This is a genomic window from Leptolyngbya sp. FACHB-60 (assembly GCF_014695775.1).
Taxonomy (GTDB): Bacteria; Cyanobacteriota; Cyanobacteriia; order Phormidesmidales; family Phormidesmidaceae; genus Nodosilinea.
The window spans coordinates 26,177-49,036 of record NZ_JACJOX010000008.1 but is presented as its reverse complement, the minus strand read 5'-3'; the positions used below and the strand labels follow the sequence as shown (position 1 = coordinate 49,036).

The window sequence follows — 22,860 nt, the reverse complement described above, 5'->3', positions numbered from 1 at the left end:
CAAACTTTGAACCCTATACGGTTAGAGCCTGTCACAATCAACCTAGTCAAGCACTAGACGCTCCACAACTACGAGTTAGAGCCGATGAGGTCTTCATTCGCCTGGACGGGCGGAGTTTTGATGAAGGGCCAGGTGAAATAGAATGTTGTGCCTTCACCTACGGCAGAGGTCAGCCACACGCGGCCGTTTTCGGCTTCGACAATTTTTTTGACCACCGCTAGGCCAACGCCGGTGCTTTCAAAGTCGTCGCGGGCCTTGAGGGTTTGAAAGATGGTAAAAATTTTGTCGTGATACTGGGGGGCAATGCCGGGACCGTCGTCAGCAACGGCAAATTCGAGCCATTGGCCATTGTCTTGCCAAGTGATGCGCACGGTGCCACGATTGCCCTCTGGGCAGGCTCCGTCAGCGCAATGGTGGTGCTTGATGGCATTGTTGATCAAGTTGGCAAACACCTGCCCCAGAGCTGTTTTGTGGCTGTAGAGGGTGGGCAGATCGTTCGGCACCTCCACCCGAAACTGCTCCGGCGGGTCGAGGGAATCGATTACGTTGTCTAGCAGCAGGTTGAGGTCTACGGCCACTATGCTGCGCTGGCGACGGCCCACCCGCGAATATTCCAGTAGGCCGTTGATCAGGGCCTCCATCCGCTGGACGCGACTGCGCAATAGGTCGAGCTGACGGCGGTTTTCGGCCGGGATTTGCCCCTCCAAATCTTCGCCAATCCAGTCGGCTAGGTTAGAAATTGCCCGCAGTGGTGCCTTCAGATCGTGGGAAGCCACGTAGGCAAACTGATCCAGCTCAGCGTTGCGCTGTTCTAGCATGGCGGTGGTGTGGGCCAGCATCAGGTTAGTGTTGGCCATCTCGTCAGCCCGGCGCAGCAGCTCTTCTTGGGATGCTTTGCGATCTTCGATATCTTCGATAATGGCGATGAACGCCGAGGGGCAGTCGGCCTCGTCGCTTTCGACTGATGCGGTAACCAGCGTCCAGACGGGGGTACCGTCCTTGCGGAGGTAGCGTTTCTCAAACTGGCAGGGAGTTTGCTCGGTGAGCAGCTGGTGGTAGTAATACTCATCTTGCAGGCGATCGCCCTCGTAGGTAACCGATTGAAAAGAGCGACTAATTAACTCCTCGGGCCGATAGCCCAAAATATCGCAGAACTTTTGGTTCACCTGAATCCAGTGCCCTTGCCAGTCGAGGCGGGCCATGCCCACTGCCGCCTGCTCAAAAACGGCTCGAAACCGCCGTTCACTGGCCTGCAAATCTAGCTCGGCTTGCTTGGCGACAGTGATATCTTGCACTATGCCTACCAGGCATTGGGCGCGACCATCTTTAACCGCTACCACGCGACCATAGACACTGATCCAGTGCCAGGTGTCGTCGGGCCACTGCATGCGGTACTGCCCAACAAACTCGGTTTGATTGGCGATCGCATCATTTACCAACGCCTGAATTCCCGGCAAATCCTGCGGGTGTACCCGCTCAGCCCAAACCTCAGCGGTGTGGGAAACTGTGCCGGGCTCAAAGCCCATAATTCGCTCAGTCTGCGGCGACCAAACCTGAGTGTTGGTGTCGAGCTGCCAGTCCCAGGAGCCCATCTGAGCGGCGCTCAGGGCTAGATTGAGGCGCTCCGCCGTCTCTTCCAGGTCGGTAGTGGTGACTTGCAGCGTGAGGCGGGCCTGGCGCTCTTGCTCCAGCAGCGTTTCGATCTGCTGCTTTGCCTCTTCGAGCTGGGCGGTGCGACGCTGCACCCGCTCTTCTAGGGTTTGGTTGAGCTGGCGCACCTCCTGTTCGGCGGTGCGCAGGCTGGCTTCGGCCTGCTTGCGATCGCCAATCTCATCCTGTAGTGCCTGATTCATATCCATCAGCTGGGTGGCGTTGGGCATGGCCAGCGCCAGCGGCAGCCGAGGCACCAGCTCCAGCGCCGTGGCTAGCGACACCAACGCCGTCAGCGCTTTCATCGCCCCCGACACCCAATAGGTGGGAAACCACAGCGTCCACACCGAGAGCAAATGGGTAGCACCGCAGGCCGCAATAAAGGCCGCAAACAGCCAAAACAAAGGCCTAAAGGGCACGTCGGGCCGCTTTTGCACAAAGTAAATTAAGGCCCCAGCAATCATCCAGTACGACAGCGCAATCAGCGTGTCGGATAGCAGGTGCAGCCACACCAGGCCAGGCTGCCACAAATAGCAGTGTCCGTGGGGAATATATGGCCCTAATCGCAAAGACTGCCAGTATTCAACCATGGCCCTATCCCTATCGTGAGAGGTATTAATTTCGCAGACAGTTTTGACGCCATAACCATTTGGTAGAGCAAAGTCTATCGAGGGATATAGACCCTGTCTGGCCTAGGTCTGCCTAGCGGTACGTGCTGATGTTCTATAGTTAGTTCATAATCAGGTCACTCTGGGCGATGACGAGCCGCCTACAACCTTTTTAATGCCTCGTTAGGAGGCCATCTAATGACAGACATTCGCATTGTACTCATTGAAGACCACGACCTGACTCGACTAGGCCTCAAGGCAGCCCTGCAGCGAGTACCCGGCATGACGGTTGTGGGCGAAGCCGCTAACGGTGCTCGAGGACTGAGTCTGCTTGAAAGCGAGCGACCTGACATCGCCATCGTTGATATTGGCCTGCCCGACATTGATGGCATTGAGCTAGTTGAGCGCCTGCGTCAGAGCCAGAGCGGGCTCGAGGGCGACCCTACCCGTGTGCTAATGCTGACTATGCACGACAGCGAAGCCGCCGTTATGGCCGCTTTCGCCGCTGGTGCTGACTCCTACTGCATGAAGCAGACTGAGCTAGACGATCTCATTGTGGCGGTGCGAGAGACCAACGAAGGCAACTCCTGGATTGACCCGGCTGTGGCGAGCGTGGTGCTGCGCCAGGTGCGCAAGACCCCCGCAGGGGCGATGGCCATTGGCAATCGCACGGTCTCCATTGAGGCGATCGAGCCTGAGTTTGAGCAAATCTTAGAAACTTATCCGCTGACCGAGCGTGAACTAGAGATTCTAGAACTGATTGTGGGTGGGTGCAGCAATGCTGAGATTGCTGAGCGCTCCTACATCACGGTTGGCACGGTTAAGACCCACGTGCGCAGCATTCTCAATAAGTTAGGGGTAGACGATCGCACCAAGGCTGCCGTCCGCGCCCTGCGATCGGGGCTAGTGACCTAGGTGCCCAAGGGCACGGGCGTGCCCTTGGCAATGTGACACCTAATTAATCGTTTCACAGCTGGCTATACCCTTGAAGCAAGGCCTATAGTCGGCTGTCAATTACAGCACCCGATGGACACTACCCCCTCTACTTTGCTGCCAACGGCCGGTCAGATTCAGCGGCACTTAACTCAGCAGTTTCAGCGGTTATATCGCGAACAGCTCAACCACGCTACCGGCAAAATCACCTGCCAACTTATCGATGAAAAGCTGCTGCTGGTGATCGAAGATTCGGTCACTAAGCCTGAACAGCTACTTGTTGAAATCGGAGACACCGCCCTTGCCGAACAGGTGCGGGCTGATCTAGCAACTGTCCTGCGTCCCCAAATTATTCAAATTGCTGAGGAGGCCCTCGACCGCGAAGTGGTCGATATCCTAGCCGATGTAACCCTAGAGACAGGCCGCACCGGCATGGTCATTATTCTGTCTGAGCCGCCTGATTTGAGACCTGCTGCCAAGGCTTCCTAGCTTAGCCGACTGTCTGCCCCAGGCCGATAAAACGACCGATCAGCTGTTCGACCGACTGCACCAAAAAGGGTTTGCTGATGTAGTCATCGAACCCAGCCGCTAAAATCTTGTGTCGGTTGTCGCTACCCGCTAGGGCAGTCACAGCCACCACCGGAATGTTTTGGGTGTTGCCGTCGGCCCGCAGCTGCTTTAACAAGCTGTAGCCATCTACCTCAGGCAGATGAATGTCAGACAAAATCAAGGTTGGCTGCTGCTGCTGAGCGGCCACCAGAGCGGCGAAACCATCAGCAACAAAACAGGCTTGGCAAGACAGCTGCTCTAGAATGTAGGCCATCAGCGTGAGGCTATCGTCGTCATCGTCGACAACTAGCACCAGTGGTACTTGAGACGGCACAGAGTTCGACACGGGAGCTGTTGTTTGCGCAACCACAGGACTATCTCCTTGTTGGGGCCTAGGGGGGCAGACTAGTCGGCACTAGAAGCTGCTAGAGAGGCAGTCCACCCGTGGTCAAAAGAGCACGTAGAGGGATTGGCTTAGTAAAGATTTGGAGGTCTGCTCAAACCTTTAGCCGAGCAAAGCTAAAGCATAGCAGAGCTGCGAAGAACAAAAAAGCTTTTGTTTTTCTTAATCTTTGAGCTATCTTAGCACAGCCATTTTATGGATGCAGCTTTCGACAATAATTAATCCCTTAGCAAATAGAGGTTAGCAGTTGGCTAACCTGGTGCTGGCCGACCTGCCCTTGCCCGGCCTGTCTGTGGGCGGGTTCTACCCGGCTCCAATGCAGCAGGTTTGTTAGACTGTGGAAGTTCCAACGGGACGATCCCTCACCCCACCAAGGATTCTACTGGCATGACGGTTGCACCCTTCCCAACCCCGCTGCTTAAGACCAACGACCTGCTCCAGCGGGACTATGCTGCCCCTCGCGATCGCTTCGACAGCGCCTGGGAGGCCACCCTATCGACCCTGCTGGGTCTAGGCCGCGCCGCCGGGGCCGACTTTGTTGAATTTTTTCTAGAGCGCAACAACTACATTAGCTGCCAGGCCGAAGACGACGCGATCACCAGCCTGTCGCCCCGTTTGGTGACTGGGGCCGGAGTCCGCGTATTTCGAGACAAGGCCGACTGCTACGTCAGCACCAACGACCTCACCTTTAATGGCCTCAAGGCTGCCCTCGACAAAGCCCTCGCCATTATGGGGCTCACCCTGCCCGGCCCCCACACCAACCTGGCCGAAATCAACCTAGAGCTGCTGCGCGACTACGCCACCGCCAAAGGCAAAGACAGCTGGCTGAGCCAGTGCAGCTCGATGCAGGAAATGGGCGACGTGCTGCTGGCCGCCAACGGTGCCCTGGGCCAAAAGGCCAGCCACGTGCAGTCGCGCCGCGCCATCTATTTCCGCGACTGGCAAGAGGTGCTGGTGGCCGCCAGCGATGGCACCTTTGCCCGCGACATTCGCCTCACCCAGTCAGTGGGCTACAACCTGCTGTGTGCTGACGGCGAGCACCGCTCCTCCATTGGCCAGCGGGCGGGCGACACCAGCGACCCCGCCTTTTTACGCCAGTGGGATTATGCCACCGCCGCCGCCGACGTGGCTGAGTCGGCAGGCAAGATGCTCTATGCCGACTACGTCGAGTCGGGCAGCTACCCAGTGATTATGGCTAACAAGTTTGGCGGCGTGATTTTCCACGAAGCTTGTGGACACCTGCTGGAGACCACCCAGATCGAGCGGGGCACCACTCCCTTTATCGATAAAAAGGGCCAGAAGATTGCCCACGAAAACCTCACCGCCTGGGATGAGGGAATTTCTCCCGATGCCTTTGGCACCATTGATATGGATGACGAGGGTATGCCCGCCCAGCGCACCCTGCTGATCGAAAACGGCGTTCTTAAGAACTTTTTGAGCGATCGCGCTGGCTCCATGCGCACCGGCCACCCCCGCACCGGCAGTGGTCGTCGTCAAGGCTTTACCTACGCCGCCGCCAGCCGCATGCGCAACACCTACATCGCCCCCGGCGACTATTCGGTAGAGGAGCTGTTTGCCTCAGTCGAAAAGGGCATCTACTGCAAGCAGATGGGCGGTGGCAGCGTTGGCCCCACCGGCCAGTTTAACTTTGCAGTGTCGGAAGCCTACCTGATCGAAAACGGCAAAGTCACCAAACCCCTCAAGGGCGCGACCTTGATCGGCGAAGCCACCGAAATCATGGACAAGATCTCCATGTGCTCCAATGATTTGGACCTGGCGGCGGGCTTCTGCGGCTCCATCAGCGGCAGCATCTACGTCACCGTGGGACAGCCGCACCTCAAGGTTGACTCGATTACCGTCGGCGGACGGTAGAAGATGATGAGGATGGTGAGGGGATGAGGAAGGTGGGGAAGTTGGCATTCCGCTGGTGAACTGACCCCCTGGCCTTTTGAGAAAGACTGTCCCGGCTAGGAAACCTGCGGCGATCGCAGCTATCTCCCCCATCCTCCCCACCGCCCTCATCCTCCCTACCTCCCCCACCCCATCACCCCCCACCCCATTACACCCCCATTCCCTATGCCCACCATCCAAGACATCGCCGCCTACGCCGAGTCGAGCGCGAAGAAGCTCGGCATTGTTAAATATGACGTGTATGGGTCTTCTGTAGACGAGACCAGCGTACAGGTCGACAAGGGCGACCCTAAGCAGGTCAAAGCCTCAAATCGCTCCAGCGTGATTGTGCGGGTGTGGAACCCGGACGGCAAGGTAGGGGTGACCTCCACTAGCGACGTTGACCCGCTGGGGATGGATTTGGCGCTGCAAACGGCCCAGGAGGCGAGCGCTTTTGGGGTCGATGACCACATTCCCGACTTTAGCCCTGAAGCTGTGGTCCCCACTGCCGATGTGCAGGTGGAAACGATGCCGCCTGCCCCTGTGGGAGACTTAATTTCGACTCTGGTAGATGCCGAGAAGCAGCTGTTGGCGGCTCACCCGGCGATCGCCAGTGTGCCCTACAACGGCTTGGCCCAGCGGGCGATCGATCGCTTCTACCTCAACAGCGCTGGGGCACTGCGCCAGGAGGCTCGCTCCTACACCTCGCTGTATCTCTACAGCAAAACCGAGCAGGAGGGACGCAAACCTCGCTCAGCTGGGGCCATGCGGGTCAACCGGGGCCTGCCTCTGCTAGATATTGAAGGCTGCCTGAAGGAAGCTACGGAAAAAACCATCAGCCACCTCGACTACGACAAAGTGGCCTCGGGCAAGTACCGGGTGGTGTTTTCTGGGGAGGCATTTTTGAGCCTGCTGGGGGCGTTCTCAAACATGTACAACGCCCAGAGCGTGCTGGATAACCGCAGCCTATCTACGGCGGATTCGTTGGGGACGGTGGTGGCCTCGCCACTGCTGTCGGTGTATGACGACGCTCTGCACCCCGAGAATGTCAGCGCTGAAACCTTTGACGGCGAGGGCACCCCCACCCGGCGGGTACCGATTATTGAGCAGGGCGTGCTGACCCAGTTTCTGCACAGCGCGGGCACGGCAAAGCGCATGGGGGCCAGCCCCACGGGCCACGCTAGTATTGGCGCGAAGGTTTCTGTCGGCCCCAGCTATTACCAGGTGCTGCCGGGGGCTGAGGCCTCGACTGAGTTCAGCCTAGAGAATGCTGAGAACGTGATTTTTATTGATGACTTGCAGGCGCTCCATGCCGGGGTGAATGCACTTCAGGGATCATTCTCGCTGCCCTTTGATGGGTGGTTGGTGAATGGCGGCGATCGCACCAGCATTGAGTCGGCCACCGTCGCGGGAGACTTCCGCGAGCTGCTCAAGGCGATTGTCCACATTGAGCCTGAGGCAGAAATCACCCCTGGCGGTCTGTGCCCGCGCATCTGGGTCGATGCTCTATCGATCACTGGGGAAGGCTAGGAGGCCACCCAGTTCTGTACGCCCGCCTGCACCAGGCCAATGCCCACCTGCACCAGGGTAAAACCCGTGCCTGCTAGCAAGGCTGCTTTGATCAGGCCGATGTTGAGCCCGGCGCGGACGGCTGCGATCGCCCCCAGTAGCGTCCACCCCGCTAGGGCCAGGGTAATCGGTCGCCCCAGCAGTGGAATCACCGTCAGCAGGTTGAGCAACTGGGGAGTGTAGGCAAACCCTACCGGGATCAACAATTCTCGGTAGGGGGGCGTAGACGTCGCCATCAAGGTGTTGAGCTTCCAGAGGGCGTAGGTCCAAAGGTAGTACCCAGCTAGCACAGCCAAGCTGTTGACCAGCACCCCAGCCAGCAGCTGCGGCAAAGAAGGCCGGTAAAGCAGTAAAATGAGGCCGCTGCCCAGCCCGTGGGAGAAGGCGGCGAGCCCCACAATGCCTCGGGCAAACCGGGCCACTTTGGGGTAGCGGTGGCTGTGCTCATAAAAATCTTGGTTTAGCGTTAGGGCATCGGCTAGCACCTGCCTTAAGCCCCTGCTCGAATACCGCTGACCCATAGAATGTGTCCGTTATCGCTTGGCCCAGTCTACCCCTGGGGCTGCTGCCAATGAAATCTCTGCTGCAAAATCTAATCGCGCGATCGCTGGGTGACACCAGCAAGCTGTTGACCGCCCTAGGAATCTTCTTTTTGGCCTGGGGTACGGTCTCTCCAATTAGCACCCTGTCGTGGTGGCTGCGGGATGGCAACGGCCTGACTGAGCAGCGCCCAAACCTGCCTGACGGGGCCACGACGACCGAGGGGGGAGCACGGTGCTATTTAGTATTTTTGGCCGGAGTGGGCAATGTCTCCGACGTTGACCTCGACCCAGGAGAAGAAGCCTTTTTGAACCAGATGGCGGCCGCGGTGCCCAACTGCGCTGTGGTGCGGGGTGTGTTTCCCTACTCGGCAGTGAGCGACAATGTCGGCAGTCAGCCCCTCTTTCGCTGGCTGTGGCAGCTCAGCGATCGCCCCGGCCAGGAAGACAACCTGGCCCGCCTGATGCTCAAAATTCGCAACCTGTGGCGGCTAGCGCTTTCCGCCGACGATCGCTATGGTCAGGCCTACAACCGAGGGGCGGCGGCCACTATTCTAGAGCGCATGGCCGCGACTGAACCCATTGCTACCGACGAATCGCCAGTTCAACTAGTGCTAGCGGGCACCAGCGGCGGTACCCAGGTGGCGTTGGGAGCTGCCACCTACCTGCGCGAGTGGCTGCCGGTGGAGATCACGGTGCTATCGTTTGGGGGCGTATTCGACGGTCAGGAAGGGTTTGAGGCGGTGGAGCAGGTCTACCATTTCCACGGCGACAACGACTGGATTGATAATCTAGGGCTAATTCTGTTTCCCTCGCGCTGGGGCTGGACCGTGGGGTCGCCCTACAACCAGGCGTTGCGGGCCGGTAAGTATGAGGCGATCGCCAGCGGCCCTCACGACCACGACGGCGATCGCGGCTATTTCGGCCAAGATCCCGTGGCGGGGAGCCCCACCCAAGGCACTACTTACCTCGATCTCACCTTAGAGCAGGTTCAGGCTTTACCCCTCTGGCCCAACTCGACGACCGACGGTGCTCCATGAGTTCTGCTACGTCCTCCCCCCGCTCTGGCCATACGCTGCCAGTGTTTGCCTGTGCCGGGGCGATCGCGGCCCTAAAGTATTTGCTCAATGCGAGCGATCGCCCCCAGATCATCACCCTCGATCTGCTCAATCCGCCTCAGCCCGCCGACATCCCCATTGCACAGCTGGCCCCCCTGCCCAATGGCTCGGTGCTGGCCATCACTCACAGCGATCCCGGCGACAATTTAGATCTTACCCGCTATACCCCGCTCTGGTCAGTGGTGGCCTGGGGGGATGACGATCAGACTGATCTAATCCAGCTGGAGGGGGGTGAGGGCATTGGCAAGCAGCTTGAGCAGGATGGAGCACCAGCCATCTATCGCTACGCCAAAGCATTGATCACCCACAACCTGACGCCACTGATTCCTTCAGGAAAGACCCTCCGCGTCACCATTATTTTGCCCGAAGGCCGCGCCCTGGCAGAGCGCACCTCCAACGCTGCCTTTGGTGTAGTCGAAGGACTGTCGCTGCTGGGCACCGCCGGTATTTCTGAACCTCTCAGCGCACCGGGGCAACTCGATCAGTCGCGAGAAATCTTGCGGGACAAAGCTGCCCACCATGCTCACCTGGTCTTTTGCCTAGGCGAAAACGGGCTGGATCTTGCCCTGAAACTGGGCATCAACCCCGACTGCCGGGTTAAAACCGCCAACTGGCTGGGGCCCATGCTGGTGGAAGCGGGCCATCTGGGGGTGGCCGGCGTGCTGCTGCTGGGGTACCACGGCAAGCTGATCAAGCTGGCCGGGGGCATCTTTCACACTCACCACCACGTCGCCGACGGTCGCCAGGAAATTCTCGCTGCCTGCTGCGTTGGGCAAGACGTGCCGCTGTCGATCATTCAACGGGTACTTCAGGCCGAAACTGTAGAGGCCGGACTAGGGATTTTGCGGGAGTTTGATGGAGCGATGATGCGACGGGTGTACCAGCACATCGTTGAACGCATTGACGAGCGGGCCGCCGCCTACGTTCATGCTCACACGGGCCGTGCTCTAACAGTGGGGTCGATGGTGTTTGATCGCCAGCGACAGATCGTGGCCAGGAGCGATCGCGGCCAGACTCTGATCAATCAAGTTTTGATAGACTAGAAGGACTATTTTTTTACAAAAACCCATAGCAGTCTTTTATTTATTGATTCCTCCTGCCGTGCTAGGGCAAGGCGCGGCTGCCATTCCTAACCGTTTCTTACCCAAAAAGCATTCAGAGTTGTTCGCTTTAGTTGTTTAAGAGCCAAGCCAGCCTTGGCTTAGTAAGCTGACTCACCCCGCAGCATTTGTAGAATGCGTATCCTATGGCATCCTTAGGTACCCTCAACTTTTTAGGCCAGTAAACACCTACACCCTGATCGCACCGCACTCGAATTCACTATTATCCGCAGGATTAAGCCATCGTGACCCTTCAAACCGAACCCACTGCCAACCTTGGGGAAGCCTCGCTCCCAGACCTCAACCGCCAAATGCTGGTGATTCTAGACTTTGGCTCCCAATACTCTGAGTTAATCGCTCGCCGCATTCGCGAAACTGAGGTGTACTCGGAGGTGCTTTCCTACCGCACAACTGCCGAGCAGCTTAAACAGCTTAACCCCAAGGGCATTATCTTTTCCGGCGGGCCTAACTCGGTATACGACAACGGCGCACCCCACTGCGACCCCGCCATTTGGGACCTGGGCATTCCGGTGCTGGGCGTGTGCTACGGCATGCAGCTGATGGTGCAGCAGCTCGGCGGCCAGGTCGAGCGCGCTGACCGGGGCGAATACGGCAAGGCTGATCTCTTTATCGACGACCCCACCGACCTGCTGACTAACGTCGAAGACGCCACCACCATGTGGATGAGCCATGGCGACTCGGTGACCCGCCTCCCCGATGGTTTTGAGGTGCTGGCTCACACCCACAACACCCCCTGTGCCGCCGTTGCCGACCACACCCGCAAGCTCTATGGGGTGCAGTTTCACCCCGAGGTAGTGCACTCGAAAGGGGGGATCGCCCTGATTCGCAACTTTGTGTACCACATTTGCGAGTGTCAGCCCACCTGGACCACTGAAGCCTTTGTGGAAGACGCCATTCGCGAGGTGCGAGCGCGGGTGGGCGACAAGCGGGTGCTGCTGGCTCTCTCGGGCGGGGTAGACTCGTCCACCCTGGCCTTTTTGCTGCACCAGGCGATCGGCGACCAGCTCACCTGCATGTTCATCGACCAGGGCTTTATGCGCAAAGATGAGCCCGAGCGACTGGTGAAGCTGTTTGCCGAGCAGTTCCACATTCCGGTGATTCACGTTAAAGCGCGCGATCGCTTCCTGGCCCAAGTCGAGGGCGTCACCGACCCTGAAGTCAAACGCAAGCGCATCGGCCACGAGTTCATCCGCGTATTTGAAGAAGAGTCGAGACGCCTCGGCCCCTTCGACTATCTGGCCCAGGGCACACTGTATCCGGACGTGATTGAGTCTGCCGATACCAACGTAGACCCCAAAACTGGCGAGCGAGTGGCGGTGAAAATCAAGAGCCACCACAACGTCGGCGGTCTGCCTAAAGATCTGCAATTCAAACTAATAGAACCGCTGCGCAAGCTGTTTAAAGACGAAGTGCGCAAGGTGGGTCGCTCCATCGGCCTGCCCGAGGAGATCGTGCGGCGGCAGCCCTTCCCTGGGCCGGGCTTGGCCATTCGCATCATCGGCGAAATCACTAAAGAGCGGCTAAAAATTCTCCGCAACGCCGACTTTGTGGTGCGCGATGAGATTGCCAAGCAAGGCATGTACCACGACTTTTGGCAGGCTTTTGCGGTGCTGCTGCCGGTGCGCAGCGTGGGGGTGATGGGTGACCAGCGCACCTACGCCTACCCAATTGTGCTGCGCCTGGTCAGCAGTGAAGATGGCATGACCGCCGACTGGTCGCGGGTGCCCTACGATTTGCTAGAGACGATCTCAAACCGCATTGTCAACGAGGTGGAAGGGGTCAACCGAGTCGTCTACGACATCACCTCGAAGCCGCCTGGCACCATCGAGTGGGAGTAGGCTCTAAATTTGCTGTGAGTCGAGCAATCCATTGACTCGGCTCACAGCAAATGTTGCTTATAGGAGAGCAGCCATTTCTCGGCTGCTTTGGGCGATCGCAGATGCACAGGAGATAAGTGAGCGTACTCTGACTGCCGAAACAGGGCCGGATACTGCTTACGCTTTTTCCAGTAGGTGCGCAACAGCCAGACCAGAATTGAGTCGCGGCTGAAAAACGATTGGCGAAACGTCTCTCGATTGCCGTTCCAAAGCTCTTCTCGGTGGAGCGATCGTCGCCAGGTGCGCCGCAAAAGCCGCCCCATCACCAGCCCAAACGGGTAATCCAGAAATACGACCGTGTCGTCTCTGCCCCAAACAATGTCGCGCACGGCGCTGTAGTTGCCGTCTACAACCCAGCGATCGCCGCTCAACGCCGCCGTTACCCGATCGCGAAAGACTTGAGGCTCCGCAGGGGTCCAATTTGGCTCCCACTGCAAGGCATCTAGCTCAACGTGGGAGAGCAGGCAGCGCTGAGCAACCTGTCGCGCTAGAGTTGTTTTACCTGATCCCGTTGGGCCAACGATGGAGATTCGTGCCATGCAGTTGTCCATTCCCGAATCCATTATTCAATTCATTCGTTTGCTCGAGAGCCGCATCGAGGAAGAGCTTTTGAAAGAACTTGCCCTGGCCCTTTATGCCCAAGAGCTGCTGTCCTTTGGCAAGGCCCGTGAACTTGCCAGCCTTGACCATCGCCAATTCAGTCAGCTTCTAAGCGATCGCCATATCGTCCGACATTATTCAGAATCTGAACTTGAAGAAAATCTGGACTATGCCCGTCGTCAGTAACACCTCGCCCCTCTAAACAGTTGCTGGTGGTAGAAGTGGTCAGCCTTGGGGGCGACCACCGACTCTATATTATGGGTTGCCTCATTGAATATAGCCTGTCAAAGGCTGCTTAAATTTACACTGGAATTCTAGAGTAGGCTAGTTTCACTAGACGTTAAATCAGCCGTCCTTCCTTCCTTCTGATCTGACAGAGATAAAGATTGATCGATTTGAACTGCCCGCTTAGTTTCTAAAGTTGTTAAATCTCCTTTTTTCTAATTTCTCCACTTTTTCTCGCCCATTTTCGCAAGCGTTCATCAGGATTCGCGATCGCAAAGTGTGATCTAAAGCATGTTGTAACATTAGTTAAAGAATGTAGGTTCGATCTCCCACCATTTTTGACTGTAGGGTTGTCGGCTGGTGTTAGTGCCGCAGTGAATTTCTCCACCATCGCGAAAATACGTATCCCAATCATCGATAAAGTGACAGACTAAACCCAACGGTTCTAACAACCCCATAACATGCTTTTCAAACTGGCATTGGACCTCGACCTGGGGGCCAAAGGGTTTAGGAATCGCCAGCTGCTGCTGGAGTACCAGCATGTTGACCATGTTTGGGAAAAAAGATATTGCTCGGCCATCGTCCTCCTCTTCAAACAAGGCAGGCAAATCAACAATATCGTCTTCACCCAAACCTAATTCCTGCTTCAAAACCTCTCGGTTCCAGGTAATGTGCTCCTGAAAGCGCTGGTTTTGACGGGCCAGATCTGGATCATCAAGCACATCTGCCACGCTGGTATCGGCAGGCTTGTCGTCAATTTGCTTGCCCTGTCGCAGTAGGGCCTGCCCGTGGCCTTTTTGGCGCAACCCTTTAAGCAGGTCATAACACTTCTCAGGGCTGGCAAGAACCAGCTTAAAACCTTTCGGATTAGGAGCAGGAACAAAATTCATGAATTCGTCAACATGCCCGACGCTCAGCCAATCTGAAAAGATCTCGAAGGGGGCCTGAATTTTCTGAGCAAAGAAAAAGTCTCGCAAAACTTTTAACTTTCGACGCGGCTCCGGAATGATCTCTGGACGCGTTCCTCCAAATATCAAACGTCCAAACGGGTAAGTTACTCCTCTTGCCGTAACGGGCGGAGAAACCTCTAAATTTCCAAAAGAGTCTAGTTTAGTGGCTGAATGGCGACTTTTGCGAACTATATAGCCAAAGTCACTGCCTATAATCTGACGGTTAGTGAGGTGATCAAGTCCGCCATCGCGAGGTGAATCTAGCACAACATGGATGAATTTCCCAGGTGCTTGAGTATACCCGATTTCAATTTCATCTCTCATCCAGGGATCGTCTTTGTGATACTCATAGGGAACTGGATCGAGCTGTGCCTCGGCTTTAGCCACAACTTTCCTCAGATCCTCAATAAAATCTTCGTTCTCCCCCTCCGATAGGCGAGACACAAAGACCATCAGTGGAGATAACGTGTTTGGAGTTATCATCCAGGGAGCGACTCGGAACATGACGCGATCGCTGTAAAGATTTTCTCCATCTTTTGCCAGGCTTAACGTAATCTCAATCAACCCATCAAAATCAACATCTGGATAACTGAGCCCTTTTATGGCCAGCAGAATATCCCGATCGGTATTTCTGATTTTTGCCGCTGGTTTCTCTGGCCCAATCAGCTCATAGCCCATTTTATCCAGCTCGCCATAAATGCAAATTCGTTGGGCCGTATCTTGGCTGACGGACAGGTAAAGCTCGCATCCAGGGGGTAGATCACTTAAGCCAGCCCTGCGAATAACCATAAAGCTGGTATCTTTCAAATTCAGTAGTCTTTTGATCTCGCCATTATGCTGACTATCAGAATGAATATGGTCGCGATCGGTGTTGACTATTAAGATTGCCCCATTACCATTACGCCCCCACTGCCAAGTTCCCTTGTGAGGGTTATTGTCGTCAATAATTCCATCTCGATTTGCATCTACATCTAAACAGACCCGAAGACAGGTTAGCTGAAGCTGAATTTGGCTCAGCTGACTACCTGTATCGTCTAGAAACGTGATTTCTAAGGAACGATCGTTAAGGCGATCGCTAAAGGTTTTGGCTAGCAAGGAAAGGGTTGGAACTTGCTCAAGCAAAACCGATGTTGATACATCAATCTGCTGATTTGCCGCAGAATAAACTTTGATTTCTCCCTGGGGTCTGAGGCTGACAACGGAACACTCTGAAGGGGCCAACGTGGTCAGGGAAACTTGCAGTGGCTGCCCAGCAATTAAAATATCTTCATAGCTTCTGCTTTTTGCCTGAGAGTTTGGGGAGAACTCATTCGATATTTCAGGCTTAAATAGACGTTCCATGACTTTCAATCACAACCACACTGCAACGCCCTTAGCGTCTCATGGCTCATTTGAAGCTGCATCCCTCGGAATAGGGAAAGGTTTGGGCATGAATTGTATGGACTCTGGAGCTAATCCGCTCGCCCCATGTCCTGCCCGTGAATGTTTTCATCGTCTCGATGCTATAGCGTCGAGACGTATCGCCGACGCTCCAGCGTCATCTAGTCCAGGGCGCAGAAGCGCCAAGGGCGACGGTCACGCGCGGACAATGCTGTGCAGTCGCAACATTACACCCGGTTTCTCAGGAGGTAGCGATTTTGACTTGATTTGGGGGTTCCAATGGGGTATTTTACTGAGCTATGGCTGTGTGCGTGCAGTCTGCGCTTCCCAAAAATTTGGTCTAACGCCACTGGAAGGTGCTACCAACACCAACCAGCGGCTAACCTCGTCGACAGGAGTCGCTGTCTCGGAGGCTAAGGTGATTTTACCTGGCCGTCCTGAACTGCACATGTCTGGGGCGGCCAAGTTTTTGGGTTTCTTACCCGTTGTTACATTCGGAAGGAACCCGATTATGTTGTGTTTGCCATATTTGGTGTCGTCTGCCCAGAACCGGGAGGCGACCAATCCGCTGCTGCTGGCAAATCCGGATGCCCAGCCAGGGCGCGAGCGATTGCGCCATCTGGTAATTGGCTCACCCGAGGGGGTGCAAGGGGCGATTAATCACCTGCATCTGCTGAACTACGCCGAGCGCCTAGAGTGGAGCCGCCTGTTTACCATTCCCGACTCGGGGATTTTGATTACGCCAGAGCAGGGGGAAGTGTTTAGTTACCTGCTGCGGCATCGACAGTTGAGTTAGCGCTAAACCAGGCTTCTGGGCTCTCTCAGAGAATCTAGAAGCCTGACTTACCACTGCTTGATTGGAGAAACCGATCATTCCCATGACCGTTCCTCACTCTACCGCAGGGACTTCGGCTTCAATCTCTGTTAGTGCCTCGGTGGAGTAGGGGATTGGTGTGGAGCAAAAGCTCTATGAGGCAGAGTCGATCGCACCCCTGGCGTTTCCCGATTGCGAGATTGCTGTGCGGAAATTTTGCGATCGGGCGGACAGCGATAAAAAAGTATTGGTAAAACAGGACAAAGCCAGTCTTGTATTTCTAGTTATGAGCGTGTATTAACTTGAGAATATTTTCAGAGCTTGGAGGATAAATGATCAGCACTGCCTACCTACATTCCTCATATTTTGTGTAATGATATTATGTGCTTCGAATAATGCAACCTGCGAAATGTTATGTCTGCTTTGAGTAATACTGATATTGAAAGAGAACTAATTAAGGGAAATATATTGATATACCCTTTTAATAGAGAAAACATAAAAGGTGCGAGCTATAACTTTACTGTTGGCCAGTTTGCATACAAAATACCCGACACTCCAGGAGGGGAGCACGAGAAATGTTATGATTCTATAGCAAAAGAAATTACTATTCCTTCAAAATCAACTGTTATTGTTGCAACAGATGAGTCTATATGGGTTTCGCCTCAAATAGCTGGAACTTATCACTCTAAGGTTAGCTTAGTATCTAAAGGCCTAGGACATATTGGAACTACACTTGATCCCACATTTTTAGGTACATCTTTCATTGCATTGCACAATCTTTCTAGTCAACCGATAAAGCTAAAGCGAGCACATACTTTCGTTTCGGTTACCTTCTACTATTTAAGATCGAAAGCGACCAGCAGGTATCAAGAAGTTCATGACAATACTCCAGCGCGTCGTGGAATGTTTGAGAACATGGCTCGGAATGATGAAGGAGATCTTGAATGGCTTCGAGAAGACTTTAGAAAAGAAAAAGAACCTTTGGAGAGAAAATTAAAAGAAAGTGAAACCTATATAAAACTAAGAAGCTCCTATTCGAGATGGTCGCAAAATCTACGCTTACTTTTGCCATATTTAATCATTATTTTTCTAATAGGTGTTGGAAGTTATCTGAGTACTTCTTCTTTGAGCCAACGTTTTACATTCTTCACCGATAAAGCTGTTCCGGCTCTTCTAGGAGCTCTATTCGCTATTGTAGTAGCTGATATCAGACGAAAAAGCTAAGAATTCTCCATCCTGATAGAAATATTTGAAGTTGAAGTTTGACTATGAAAATCAAGATCAAAAAGCTTTCCGAAGACGCTATTATTCCTTCTTACGCCCATAAAAATGACGCGGGGATGGATTTATGTTCGATTGACGAGGTTGAAATCGCACCTGGTGAAACTCAGCTCATTCATACTGGCATTTCGATAGAACTGCCATCAGCAACAGAAGCTCAAATCCGACCTCGAAGTGGCTTAGCATTAAAGCACTCAATTACTATCCTAAACACCCCGGGCACTATAGATGAGGGCTATCGAGGTGAAATTGGCGTCATTCTAATAAACCATGGTAAAACAAGCTTTCATATTAGGAAAGGTATGAGAATTGCTCAAATGGTAATCAAACCAGTGATTTTCGTTGATGTTGAGGAGGTGGATGAGTTAGCCCAAACATTAAGAAATGAGGGAGGATTTGGCTCTACTGGCCTGTCATGAACTCATGATGAGCATGGTGAATATCACCTGTTAAAGTGATCGCTTTGTATGTGAACAGCGTAAGCCTCACCAATTAGTCAGTTGAATGTAGATATTATTATGGCAGTCTCAAACAATTAAGAGTTGATTAATGAGTCGCTCTATTCCAGGCCTGAATAACGGACAGGAGTAAAGCCATGCTAGGCTTCGATCGCATTACCTTCGACCCCAAAATCATGGCAGGGCAAGCCTGCATTCGCGGCATGCGGGTTCCTGTCTTATTAGTTTTGAACCTAGTGGCCAATGCCAGAAGCCTTTATTGAAGATTATCCTTACCTAAAACTTGAAGATATTCAACAATCGCTACAGTATGCCGCGTGGCTAGCAGTGGGCTAGAGCGATCGCCTAACACCGCTCACCCCACAATTACTGTCCAGCCTACCGTGGCATAACATTATCCAGCCGTAGCGTTAGCTGAGGCAACAATGGCGAATCAATCGTTTCACCCAGTCGATACTGCTGTTGTTGATAGTCTTCGCCAACCAACCGACACACCGTAAACGTCGGCTGCTTAGGGCTGCCAATAAACACCCGCCCTCCCAAACCCCGATAGTCCACAATCCAATATTCTGGAATGCCAAACAGGGCATACTCTTCTACCTTGCGAGCATAGTCTGTTTCCCAATTCGTGCTCACCACCTCCACAACCAGCTTTACCGAAGTGCCCAGGGTAATCACAGGCTCTCGTTCCCACAGAGGCTCATGTACCAGGGCTGGTTCATCGAGCACCACAACATCCGGGCGGCGAGCCGTAGCAATATCGGCAAAAGGACGCAGCAAACAAGTACGAGGAATCACCCACTGATGACCCTGGCGATCAATTTCAATGCTGAGCTGGCTGGCAACTTTTCCGGCAGTAGTTTCGTGGAAGCCGGTAGGTTCCATGTCAATCAGTTCTCCATCTGCCAGTTCATAGCGGGGGTTATTGCTATAGCGGGTGAGAAATTCGTCAACGCCAAGTATCAGCGACGATGAGGTCTGAGTCATAGAGAAGACTCCCAGAGCTGAGCGGTCATAGAACAATAGTAGGGAATTGAGAGAGGCTTTACATCAGCAGCCCGATCGCGCAAAACACAACACAGGTCAGGCAAATATAAACTGCGTTTAAGCTGAGGCGCTTTCTATTGTGCTTTAAGCAGTGATTGTCCGCCTGAGGCACCCACCGTCACAAAGATACTGTCTCCACATTTGGGGTCAAGCGCAATACAAGATGCTCCTCATCAAAATAGTTGCCCTCAACGCACAAAGCATCCCGCTCTACACCAAACGACTCAAACCCTCGTGAGATGTAGAGGGAACGCGCCGCCACATTGCTCGCCGTAGTGCTGAGAACAATTTGCCGCAGGCCCTCAAGCTCTCGGGCATAGGCAATGGCGCAATCGAGCAGGCTTGAGCCCACCTTTTGCCCGCGAAACTCAGGCAAAACATACATGCTCCAGAGAGACCCAACGTGCGATCGCTTCGGCCGGTGTTCGCGCGAAAACCCGAGCATCCCTATGAGCTGGTTGCGATCGCTAAAAGCACCAAAAACGCCACCAGCAGCATCGTGACTGGGGCGCAGGCGATCGGCAAAATCGGCTAGCGAGAGCTGCGCTTCCTGCTCATAGCTAGACGCAAAGGCTGTTGGCGCTTCCTTCAAGGCGTAGAGACGCAGATCGCGGTAGGCAACCACATCCTGAGCGTTGAAAAATCGTATTTCCATATTGAGGGGTTAGAAGATTTTTAATCTACTTTCCTGTGCCCAGACCTCCTCCTCGACCCATAAACTGCCCATGAATGCTGACCGCGTAGGGCACTAGATAAGTTAGCCCAGCCGAGATCCATCGCGCCTGGGTCATGGTGCGCGATCGCACCGCCGCACCATGGTTAATAGCAAAAAGTAATGTGCCAATGACAAAGGCCACTCGTACAGCCCGACTGGCCAGATATGGCGTTACCAGTGCTCTTAAGTAGCCGTTTACTGCTTCCATACCCACGTTCCCAAACCTTGTCTGTAGTAAAGGAATCTATAGCACCGGCTCGTCAAGCTTCTGTAACATGGCACCCAATATGCTGACTAAATAGGTTTTGGGAGCTACATCAAAAACCCCTCTCCTGGTGGGAGAGGGGCTGAAGTGAAGGTCAAGACCAGCGAGCTAAGACACCAGTTCTTTGGCCAGATTCGCTTCCCACTTACGCGGGGGGCTGGCGCGGCGAATGGTGCGCCAGATCTGGGTGGCGGCCAGGGTGCCGTCAGCCACGGCCACCGTCACTTGGTTGATGCCCTGCTTCAGGTCACCGATGGCAAAGATGCGATCGTGGGTCGTTTGACACATGGTGTTGGTCACCAGGTTTTCCCCATCCCACTCTAGGTTTGGAATGCCCTTGAGGTATTGGTTGTGGTAAATCGAGCCCATGTTGATCAGGCCGGTGGTAGCTTCGACCACGGTGCCGTCGGTCAGCTCTACGCCGCTCATCTTGTGATGCTCACCGAGAAACTTAGCGATCGGCGCTTCGTAGAGGGGGTAGCCGTAGTCGGCTAGCTTAGCCCGCATTTCATCGCCGACGGTGCAAAGACCGTGGGTGAGCACCGAGATGTAGGGGGTAAACCAGTCCAGCACAAAGGCCGCGTTGATCTGCGACTCTTTGCCAGCAATCAGCACCGCTTTTTGATCCCACATGTCGAAACCGTCGCAGATCATGCAGACGTGCAGGGTGTAGCCCGCGTAGTCGTAGACATTCTGCATGTCGTCAAGCTGGGGCAGCACGTCCATCACGCCGGAGGCCGCAATTAAATATTTGGCGCGAAACACGGGGTAAATGCTGTCAGTTTTGCCCACTTTGACCTGCACCGCCAGATGATCGCCCTCATCGACTACATCTTCGACGTAGCCACGCAGGTAGTCGGCCCCCCACTCTACCGCCTGCTTGGCCCCGTGGACGAGCATGTCGCGACCAGGAGTATCGGGGTTTACGCCGACAACGTTGCGAACTTCCTGCATCCACAGCGATCGCCCTTTACCCTTTTCGATCACCAGGCACTTGAGACCGTAGCGGGCCAGATAAATAGCTGCCGACAACCCTCCCATACCACCGCCAACCACGATGGCATCATAAACCTGGTCTATCCGTTCATGGAGATTTTGACGGGAGAGTTTCATAGCGGTGACTGATGGAGAGGACTGCGCTCGGCCTAAGCTGTAAGAACAGATCAGGCCATGTTTCTAGGCTAAAAGATTTGAAAAAATCGAAATGAGAATTGTTGAAGACCTACACAGGTGACTCGGACACAGCTCGTAGCTCGTGCCCGCTTAGCCCCCGATCTAAAAAGGCAAAGGGGATTGAATCAACCCCCTTTGCCTAAATACTCACCCAGAGTGAGCTAGAGGGCAATTAGCCGACGAAGGCTAAACGAGGCTCAGAGACCCCACTCGACTCGGTGCCTTTGATGTAGGCCATCATGGTGTCAGCATCAGACACTTCAAAGGGGTCAATGGGGCAGTTGTCGCCAAAGTCAGACTCAACGAAGATCTTTTCAATGTTGCCGTCGTTGACGAGCATGGAGTAGCGCCAAGAGCGCATGCCAAAGCCCAGGTTAGACTTGTCAACTAGCATGCCCATCTTGCGAGTGAACTCACCGTTGCCGTCGGGCAGCAGGAAGACGTTTTTAGCGCCAACCTTTTGGCCCCACTGGAACATCACAAAAGCGTCGTTTACCGAAACACAGATGATGCTGTCAACGCCGTGGGCCTTAAACTCTTCGTACAGCTCTTCGTAACGGGGCAGGTGGTTGGAGGAGCAGGTGGGGGTGAAAGCCCCAGGCAGGGAGAACACCACTACTTTCTTGCCAGCAAACAGATCGCTGGTAGTCGTGTCTTGCCAGCGGTAGGGGTTAGGCCCGCCCACAGACTCATCGCGCACGCGGGTCTTAAAGACGACGTCAGGTACGCGTCCAGTAGCAAGCATAGCAACCATAATTACCTCTTTCGTAGTTCTACAACAGTCAACTGCGTTTCCAGCCTTCGCTGCTTAACTCAGAATAATTCCAAGTTAAGAAACCTTTGATAAGCATATTAGCTCAAAAAACAGATCTTTTGTAAAGTTAGACTTATTCTTAGATGAGAATGCTAATCTGTTAAGGGTAGGTTATCGTAGTATGCTCAACCTCCGTCTGTGTTGGGCGGTGCTGTCGTAGCGCTGAAGTTCCGGAGCCAGGGAAAATGTTGTCCCAAGCTGATCAAATCGTCACTATGCTGAAGTCTCGGGGGCTGCGCGTCACCCCTCAGCGCTTTGCTGTGTATGCCAACCTGCTGGGCCGCTGTGACCACCCCACCGCCGACGATATTCTTCACGACCTCAACCAAGATGCCCCAACGTCGTCTCAGGCGACGGTCTACAGTTCGCTGCAAGCGCTGCGCGGTGCCAACCTTGTCCGCGAAGTGCTGCTTGAAGAGGGTGTGTGCCGCTACGACGCCAACATTGGGCCTCACCACCACTTTCGCTGTCAGAGCTGTGGGGCGATCGCCGACATTCCTTGGGAAACCCTAGCTAGCGTCAACCTGCAAACCCTCAGCCCCCGCTGGCAAGTCGAGGGCTATGAGGTGACGGTGCGGGGTGTGTGCGATCGCTGCCAACCCGCACCCTCTCATGACTGATCCGGTGGCTGAACCCACGCCCGTCACCAGCCCCTGGCAGTTGAAACCCTGGTGGTGTCAGCCTTGGTCAATTATGCTAACGGGGGTTGCGATCGTGGGCGGCAGCTGGCTGCTGCTCCACCGTCTCTGGCTAACAGCCCTGGTTGCGGCTCCCATCGGTGTGTGGATGGGCTTTTTCTTGGTACTCTGGCCGCGCCTCATGCGAGAAGCTGGGCTGCTAGACACTGCGCCGGTTGACCAGCAACCCCACTAATCTTTCTA

At 54.5% G+C, this 22,860-nt stretch carries 23 protein-coding genes and 1 pseudogene; 14 read left to right on the top strand and 10 right to left on the bottom strand.

From position 1 onward, the window contains the following. Window positions 1-68: 68 nt before the first annotated feature. Window positions 69-2,240 (bottom strand): PAS domain S-box protein, encoded by a 2,172-nt coding sequence (locus tag H6F57_RS01585; protein ID WP_190630436.1) that lies wholly within the window; start codon window positions 2,238-2,240, stop codon window positions 69-71. Between the two features lie 216 nt (window positions 2,241-2,456). Between H6F57_RS01585 and H6F57_RS01580 the strand changes: the two genes are divergently transcribed. Both H6F57_RS01580 and H6F57_RS01575 read left to right on the top strand, forming a co-directional pair. Next, window positions 2,457-3,173, top strand: a complete 717-nt coding sequence (locus tag H6F57_RS01580) for a response regulator transcription factor (protein ID WP_190630435.1) — start codon at window positions 2,457-2,459, stop codon at window positions 3,171-3,173. Window positions 3,174-3,284: 111 nt separating this feature from the next. Then, on the top strand, window positions 3,285-3,680 hold the full coding sequence (locus H6F57_RS01575; protein ID WP_190630433.1) for a DUF2294 domain-containing protein: 396 nt from the start codon (window positions 3,285-3,287) through the stop codon (window positions 3,678-3,680). Between the two features lies 1 nt (window position 3,681). Here H6F57_RS01575 and H6F57_RS01570 read toward each other — a convergent pair whose 3' ends face one another. After that, window positions 3,682-4,110, bottom strand: a complete 429-nt coding sequence (locus H6F57_RS01570) for a response regulator (RefSeq protein ID WP_199289930.1) — start codon at window positions 4,108-4,110, stop codon at window positions 3,682-3,684. A gap of 420 nt (window positions 4,111-4,530) precedes the next feature. On the opposite strand from H6F57_RS01570, the gene H6F57_RS01565 reads away from it, so the two are divergent. Further along, on the top strand, window positions 4,531-6,015 hold the full coding sequence (locus H6F57_RS01565; protein WP_190630431.1) for a TldD/PmbA family protein: 1,485 nt from the start codon (window positions 4,531-4,533) through the stop codon (window positions 6,013-6,015). A gap of 204 nt (window positions 6,016-6,219) precedes the next feature. Continuing rightward, window positions 6,220-7,563: a TldD/PmbA family protein gene (locus tag H6F57_RS01560; protein WP_190630429.1), complete on the top strand. Its 1,344-nt coding sequence runs from the start codon at window positions 6,220-6,222 to the stop codon at window positions 7,561-7,563. Here the strand turns inward: H6F57_RS01560 and H6F57_RS01555 are convergent. Beyond that, window positions 7,560-8,123 carry a hypothetical protein gene (locus tag H6F57_RS01555; protein ID WP_199289929.1) on the bottom strand — a complete coding sequence of 188 codons (564 nt, stop codon included), beginning with the start codon at window positions 8,121-8,123 and terminating at the stop codon, window positions 7,560-7,562. The two genes, H6F57_RS01560 and H6F57_RS01555, sit on opposite strands and share 4 nt — an antisense overlap. Window positions 8,124-8,173: 50 nt before the next feature. On the opposite strand from H6F57_RS01555, the gene H6F57_RS01550 reads away from it, so the two are divergent. The 3 genes from H6F57_RS01550 (at window position 8,174) to guaA (ending at window position 12,218) form a co-directional block, all read left to right on the top strand. After that, entirely contained in the window at window positions 8,174-9,181 is a 1,008-nt protein-coding gene (locus tag H6F57_RS01550; RefSeq protein WP_190630425.1) for a hypothetical protein, read from the top strand. After that, window positions 9,178-10,302: a cobalt-precorrin-5B (C(1))-methyltransferase CbiD gene (gene cbiD / locus H6F57_RS01545; protein ID WP_190630423.1), complete on the top strand. Its 1,125-nt coding sequence runs from the start codon at window positions 9,178-9,180 to the stop codon at window positions 10,300-10,302. Before H6F57_RS01550 ends, cbiD begins: the two co-directional genes overlap by 4 nt. A 368-nt stretch (window positions 10,303-10,670) precedes the next feature. After that, window positions 10,671-12,218 carry a glutamine-hydrolyzing GMP synthase gene (gene guaA / locus H6F57_RS01540; protein WP_190630620.1) on the top strand — a complete coding sequence of 516 codons (1,548 nt, stop codon included), beginning with the start codon at window positions 10,671-10,673 and terminating at the stop codon, window positions 12,216-12,218. 41 nt (window positions 12,219-12,259) lie between these two features. Here the strand turns inward: guaA and H6F57_RS01535 are convergent, their stop codons facing one another. Beyond that, window positions 12,260-12,796 carry an AAA family ATPase gene (locus H6F57_RS01535; RefSeq protein ID WP_190630421.1) on the bottom strand — a complete coding sequence of 179 codons (537 nt, stop codon included), beginning with the start codon at window positions 12,794-12,796 and terminating at the stop codon, window positions 12,260-12,262. On the opposite strand from H6F57_RS01535, the gene H6F57_RS01530 reads away from it, so the two are divergent. After that, window positions 12,795-13,043 carry a UPF0175 family protein gene (locus H6F57_RS01530; RefSeq protein WP_190630419.1) on the top strand — a complete coding sequence of 83 codons (249 nt, stop codon included), beginning with the start codon at window positions 12,795-12,797 and terminating at the stop codon, window positions 13,041-13,043. The genes H6F57_RS01535 and H6F57_RS01530 overlap by 2 nt on opposite strands. Window positions 13,044-13,384: 341 nt before the next feature. On the opposite strand, the gene H6F57_RS01525 is transcribed toward H6F57_RS01530, so the two are convergent. Further along, window positions 13,385-15,373: a protein-arginine deiminase family protein gene (locus H6F57_RS01525; RefSeq protein WP_190630417.1), complete on the bottom strand. Its 1,989-nt coding sequence runs from the start codon at window positions 15,371-15,373 to the stop codon at window positions 13,385-13,387. Between the two features lie 550 nt (window positions 15,374-15,923). On the opposite strand from H6F57_RS01525, the gene H6F57_RS01520 reads away from it, so the two are divergent. The 4 genes and pseudogenes from H6F57_RS01520 to H6F57_RS28225 all read left to right on the top strand — a co-directional run bounded on the left by H6F57_RS01520 (window position 15,924) and on the right by H6F57_RS28225 (window position 18,301). Next, entirely contained in the window at window positions 15,924-16,208 is a 285-nt protein-coding gene (locus H6F57_RS01520) for a hypothetical protein (protein WP_190630415.1), read from the top strand. 432 nt (window positions 16,209-16,640) lie between these two features. Then, window positions 16,641-17,450, top strand: a complete 810-nt coding sequence (locus tag H6F57_RS01515; RefSeq protein ID WP_190630413.1) for a deoxycytidine triphosphate deaminase — start codon at window positions 16,641-16,643, stop codon at window positions 17,448-17,450. A 44-nt stretch (window positions 17,451-17,494) separates the two neighbouring features. Next, window positions 17,495-17,926, top strand: coding sequence for a dUTP diphosphatase (gene dut, locus H6F57_RS01510; protein WP_190630411.1), 432 nt, complete (start codon window positions 17,495-17,497; stop codon window positions 17,924-17,926). A 176-nt stretch (window positions 17,927-18,102) separates the two neighbouring features. Continuing rightward, window positions 18,103-18,301 (top strand): annotated as a pseudogene (locus H6F57_RS28225) (DUF433 domain-containing protein). Window positions 18,302-18,343: 42 nt separating this feature from the next. Here the strand turns inward: H6F57_RS28225 and H6F57_RS01500 are convergent. The 5 genes from H6F57_RS01500 to H6F57_RS01480 all read right to left on the bottom strand — a co-directional run bounded on the left by H6F57_RS01500 (window position 18,344) and on the right by H6F57_RS01480 (window position 21,910). Next, window positions 18,344-18,952, bottom strand: coding sequence for a Uma2 family endonuclease (locus H6F57_RS01500; RefSeq protein ID WP_190630408.1), 609 nt, complete (start codon window positions 18,950-18,952; stop codon window positions 18,344-18,346). 178 nt (window positions 18,953-19,130) lie between these two features. Beyond that, entirely contained in the window at window positions 19,131-19,667 is a 537-nt protein-coding gene (locus H6F57_RS01495; protein ID WP_190630406.1) for a GNAT family N-acetyltransferase, read from the bottom strand. 25 nt (window positions 19,668-19,692) lie between these two features. After that, the gene (nrtS, locus tag H6F57_RS01490; protein WP_190630404.1) at window positions 19,693-19,935 is read right to left on the bottom strand and encodes a nitrate/nitrite transporter NrtS; all 243 of its coding nucleotides are present in this window, start codon (window positions 19,933-19,935) and stop codon (window positions 19,693-19,695) included. Window positions 19,936-20,100: 165 nt separating this feature from the next. After that, the gene (locus tag H6F57_RS01485) at window positions 20,101-21,105 is read right to left on the bottom strand and encodes an NAD(P)/FAD-dependent oxidoreductase (protein ID WP_190630402.1); all 1,005 of its coding nucleotides are present in this window, start codon (window positions 21,103-21,105) and stop codon (window positions 20,101-20,103) included. A gap of 232 nt (window positions 21,106-21,337) precedes the next feature. Further along, complete coding sequence (locus H6F57_RS01480; protein ID WP_190630618.1) at window positions 21,338-21,910, bottom strand: peroxiredoxin; 573 nt, start codon at window positions 21,908-21,910, stop codon at window positions 21,338-21,340. Window positions 21,911-22,164: 254 nt separating this feature from the next. On the opposite strand from H6F57_RS01480, the gene H6F57_RS01475 reads away from it, so the two are divergent. Beyond that, the gene (locus tag H6F57_RS01475) at window positions 22,165-22,599 is read left to right on the top strand and encodes a Fur family transcriptional regulator (protein WP_190630400.1); all 435 of its coding nucleotides are present in this window, start codon (window positions 22,165-22,167) and stop codon (window positions 22,597-22,599) included. Next, window positions 22,592-22,852 carry a DUF6737 family protein gene (locus tag H6F57_RS01470; RefSeq protein ID WP_190630398.1) on the top strand — a complete coding sequence of 87 codons (261 nt, stop codon included), beginning with the start codon at window positions 22,592-22,594 and terminating at the stop codon, window positions 22,850-22,852. The genes H6F57_RS01475 and H6F57_RS01470 overlap by 8 nt, the downstream gene beginning before the upstream one ends. The last annotated feature ends 8 nt before the right edge of the window (window positions 22,853-22,860 follow it).

What these genes read in the sequence shown, in the direction of transcription:
- H6F57_RS01585 (WP_190630436.1), bottom strand. Translation starts at nt 2,240, where the DNA reads ATGGTTGAATACTGGCAGTCTTTGCGATTAGGGCCATATATTCCCCAC.
- H6F57_RS01580 (WP_190630435.1), top strand. Translation starts at nt 2,457, where the DNA reads ATGACAGACATTCGCATTGTACTCATTGAAGACCACGACCTGACTCGA.
- H6F57_RS01575 (WP_190630433.1), top strand. Translation starts at nt 3,285, where the DNA reads ATGGACACTACCCCCTCTACTTTGCTGCCAACGGCCGGTCAGATTCAG.
- H6F57_RS01565 (WP_190630431.1), top strand. Translation starts at nt 4,531, where the DNA reads ATGACGGTTGCACCCTTCCCAACCCCGCTGCTTAAGACCAACGACCTG.
- H6F57_RS01560 (WP_190630429.1), top strand. Translation starts at nt 6,220, where the DNA reads ATGCCCACCATCCAAGACATCGCCGCCTACGCCGAGTCGAGCGCGAAG.
- H6F57_RS01555 (WP_199289929.1), bottom strand. Translation starts at nt 8,123, where the DNA reads ATGGGTCAGCGGTATTCGAGCAGGGGCTTAAGGCAGGTGCTAGCCGAT.
- H6F57_RS01550 (WP_190630425.1), top strand. Translation starts at nt 8,174, where the DNA reads ATGAAATCTCTGCTGCAAAATCTAATCGCGCGATCGCTGGGTGACACC.
- cbiD (WP_190630423.1), top strand. Translation starts at nt 9,178, where the DNA reads ATGAGTTCTGCTACGTCCTCCCCCCGCTCTGGCCATACGCTGCCAGTG.
- guaA (WP_190630620.1), top strand. Translation starts at nt 10,671, where the DNA reads ATGCTGGTGATTCTAGACTTTGGCTCCCAATACTCTGAGTTAATCGCT.
- H6F57_RS01530 (WP_190630419.1), top strand. Translation starts at nt 12,795, where the DNA reads ATGCAGTTGTCCATTCCCGAATCCATTATTCAATTCATTCGTTTGCTC.
- H6F57_RS01535 (WP_190630421.1), bottom strand. Translation starts at nt 12,796, where the DNA reads ATGGCACGAATCTCCATCGTTGGCCCAACGGGATCAGGTAAAACAACT.
- H6F57_RS01525 (WP_190630417.1), bottom strand. Translation starts at nt 15,373, where the DNA reads ATGGAACGTCTATTTAAGCCTGAAATATCGAATGAGTTCTCCCCAAAC.
- H6F57_RS01520 (WP_190630415.1), top strand. Translation starts at nt 15,924, where the DNA reads ATGTTGTGTTTGCCATATTTGGTGTCGTCTGCCCAGAACCGGGAGGCG.
- H6F57_RS01515 (WP_190630413.1), top strand. Translation starts at nt 16,641, where the DNA reads ATGTCTGCTTTGAGTAATACTGATATTGAAAGAGAACTAATTAAGGGA.
- dut (WP_190630411.1), top strand. Translation starts at nt 17,495, where the DNA reads ATGAAAATCAAGATCAAAAAGCTTTCCGAAGACGCTATTATTCCTTCT.
- H6F57_RS01500 (WP_190630408.1), bottom strand. Translation starts at nt 18,952, where the DNA reads ATGACTCAGACCTCATCGTCGCTGATACTTGGCGTTGACGAATTTCTC.
- H6F57_RS01495 (WP_190630406.1), bottom strand. Translation starts at nt 19,667, where the DNA reads ATGGAAATACGATTTTTCAACGCTCAGGATGTGGTTGCCTACCGCGAT.
- nrtS (WP_190630404.1), bottom strand. Translation starts at nt 19,935, where the DNA reads ATGGAAGCAGTAAACGGCTACTTAAGAGCACTGGTAACGCCATATCTG.
- H6F57_RS01485 (WP_190630402.1), bottom strand. Translation starts at nt 21,105, where the DNA reads ATGAAACTCTCCCGTCAAAATCTCCATGAACGGATAGACCAGGTTTAT.
- H6F57_RS01480 (WP_190630618.1), bottom strand. Translation starts at nt 21,910, where the DNA reads ATGCTTGCTACTGGACGCGTACCTGACGTCGTCTTTAAGACCCGCGTG.
- H6F57_RS01475 (WP_190630400.1), top strand. Translation starts at nt 22,165, where the DNA reads ATGTTGTCCCAAGCTGATCAAATCGTCACTATGCTGAAGTCTCGGGGG.
- H6F57_RS01470 (WP_190630398.1), top strand. Translation starts at nt 22,592, where the DNA reads ATGACTGATCCGGTGGCTGAACCCACGCCCGTCACCAGCCCCTGGCAG.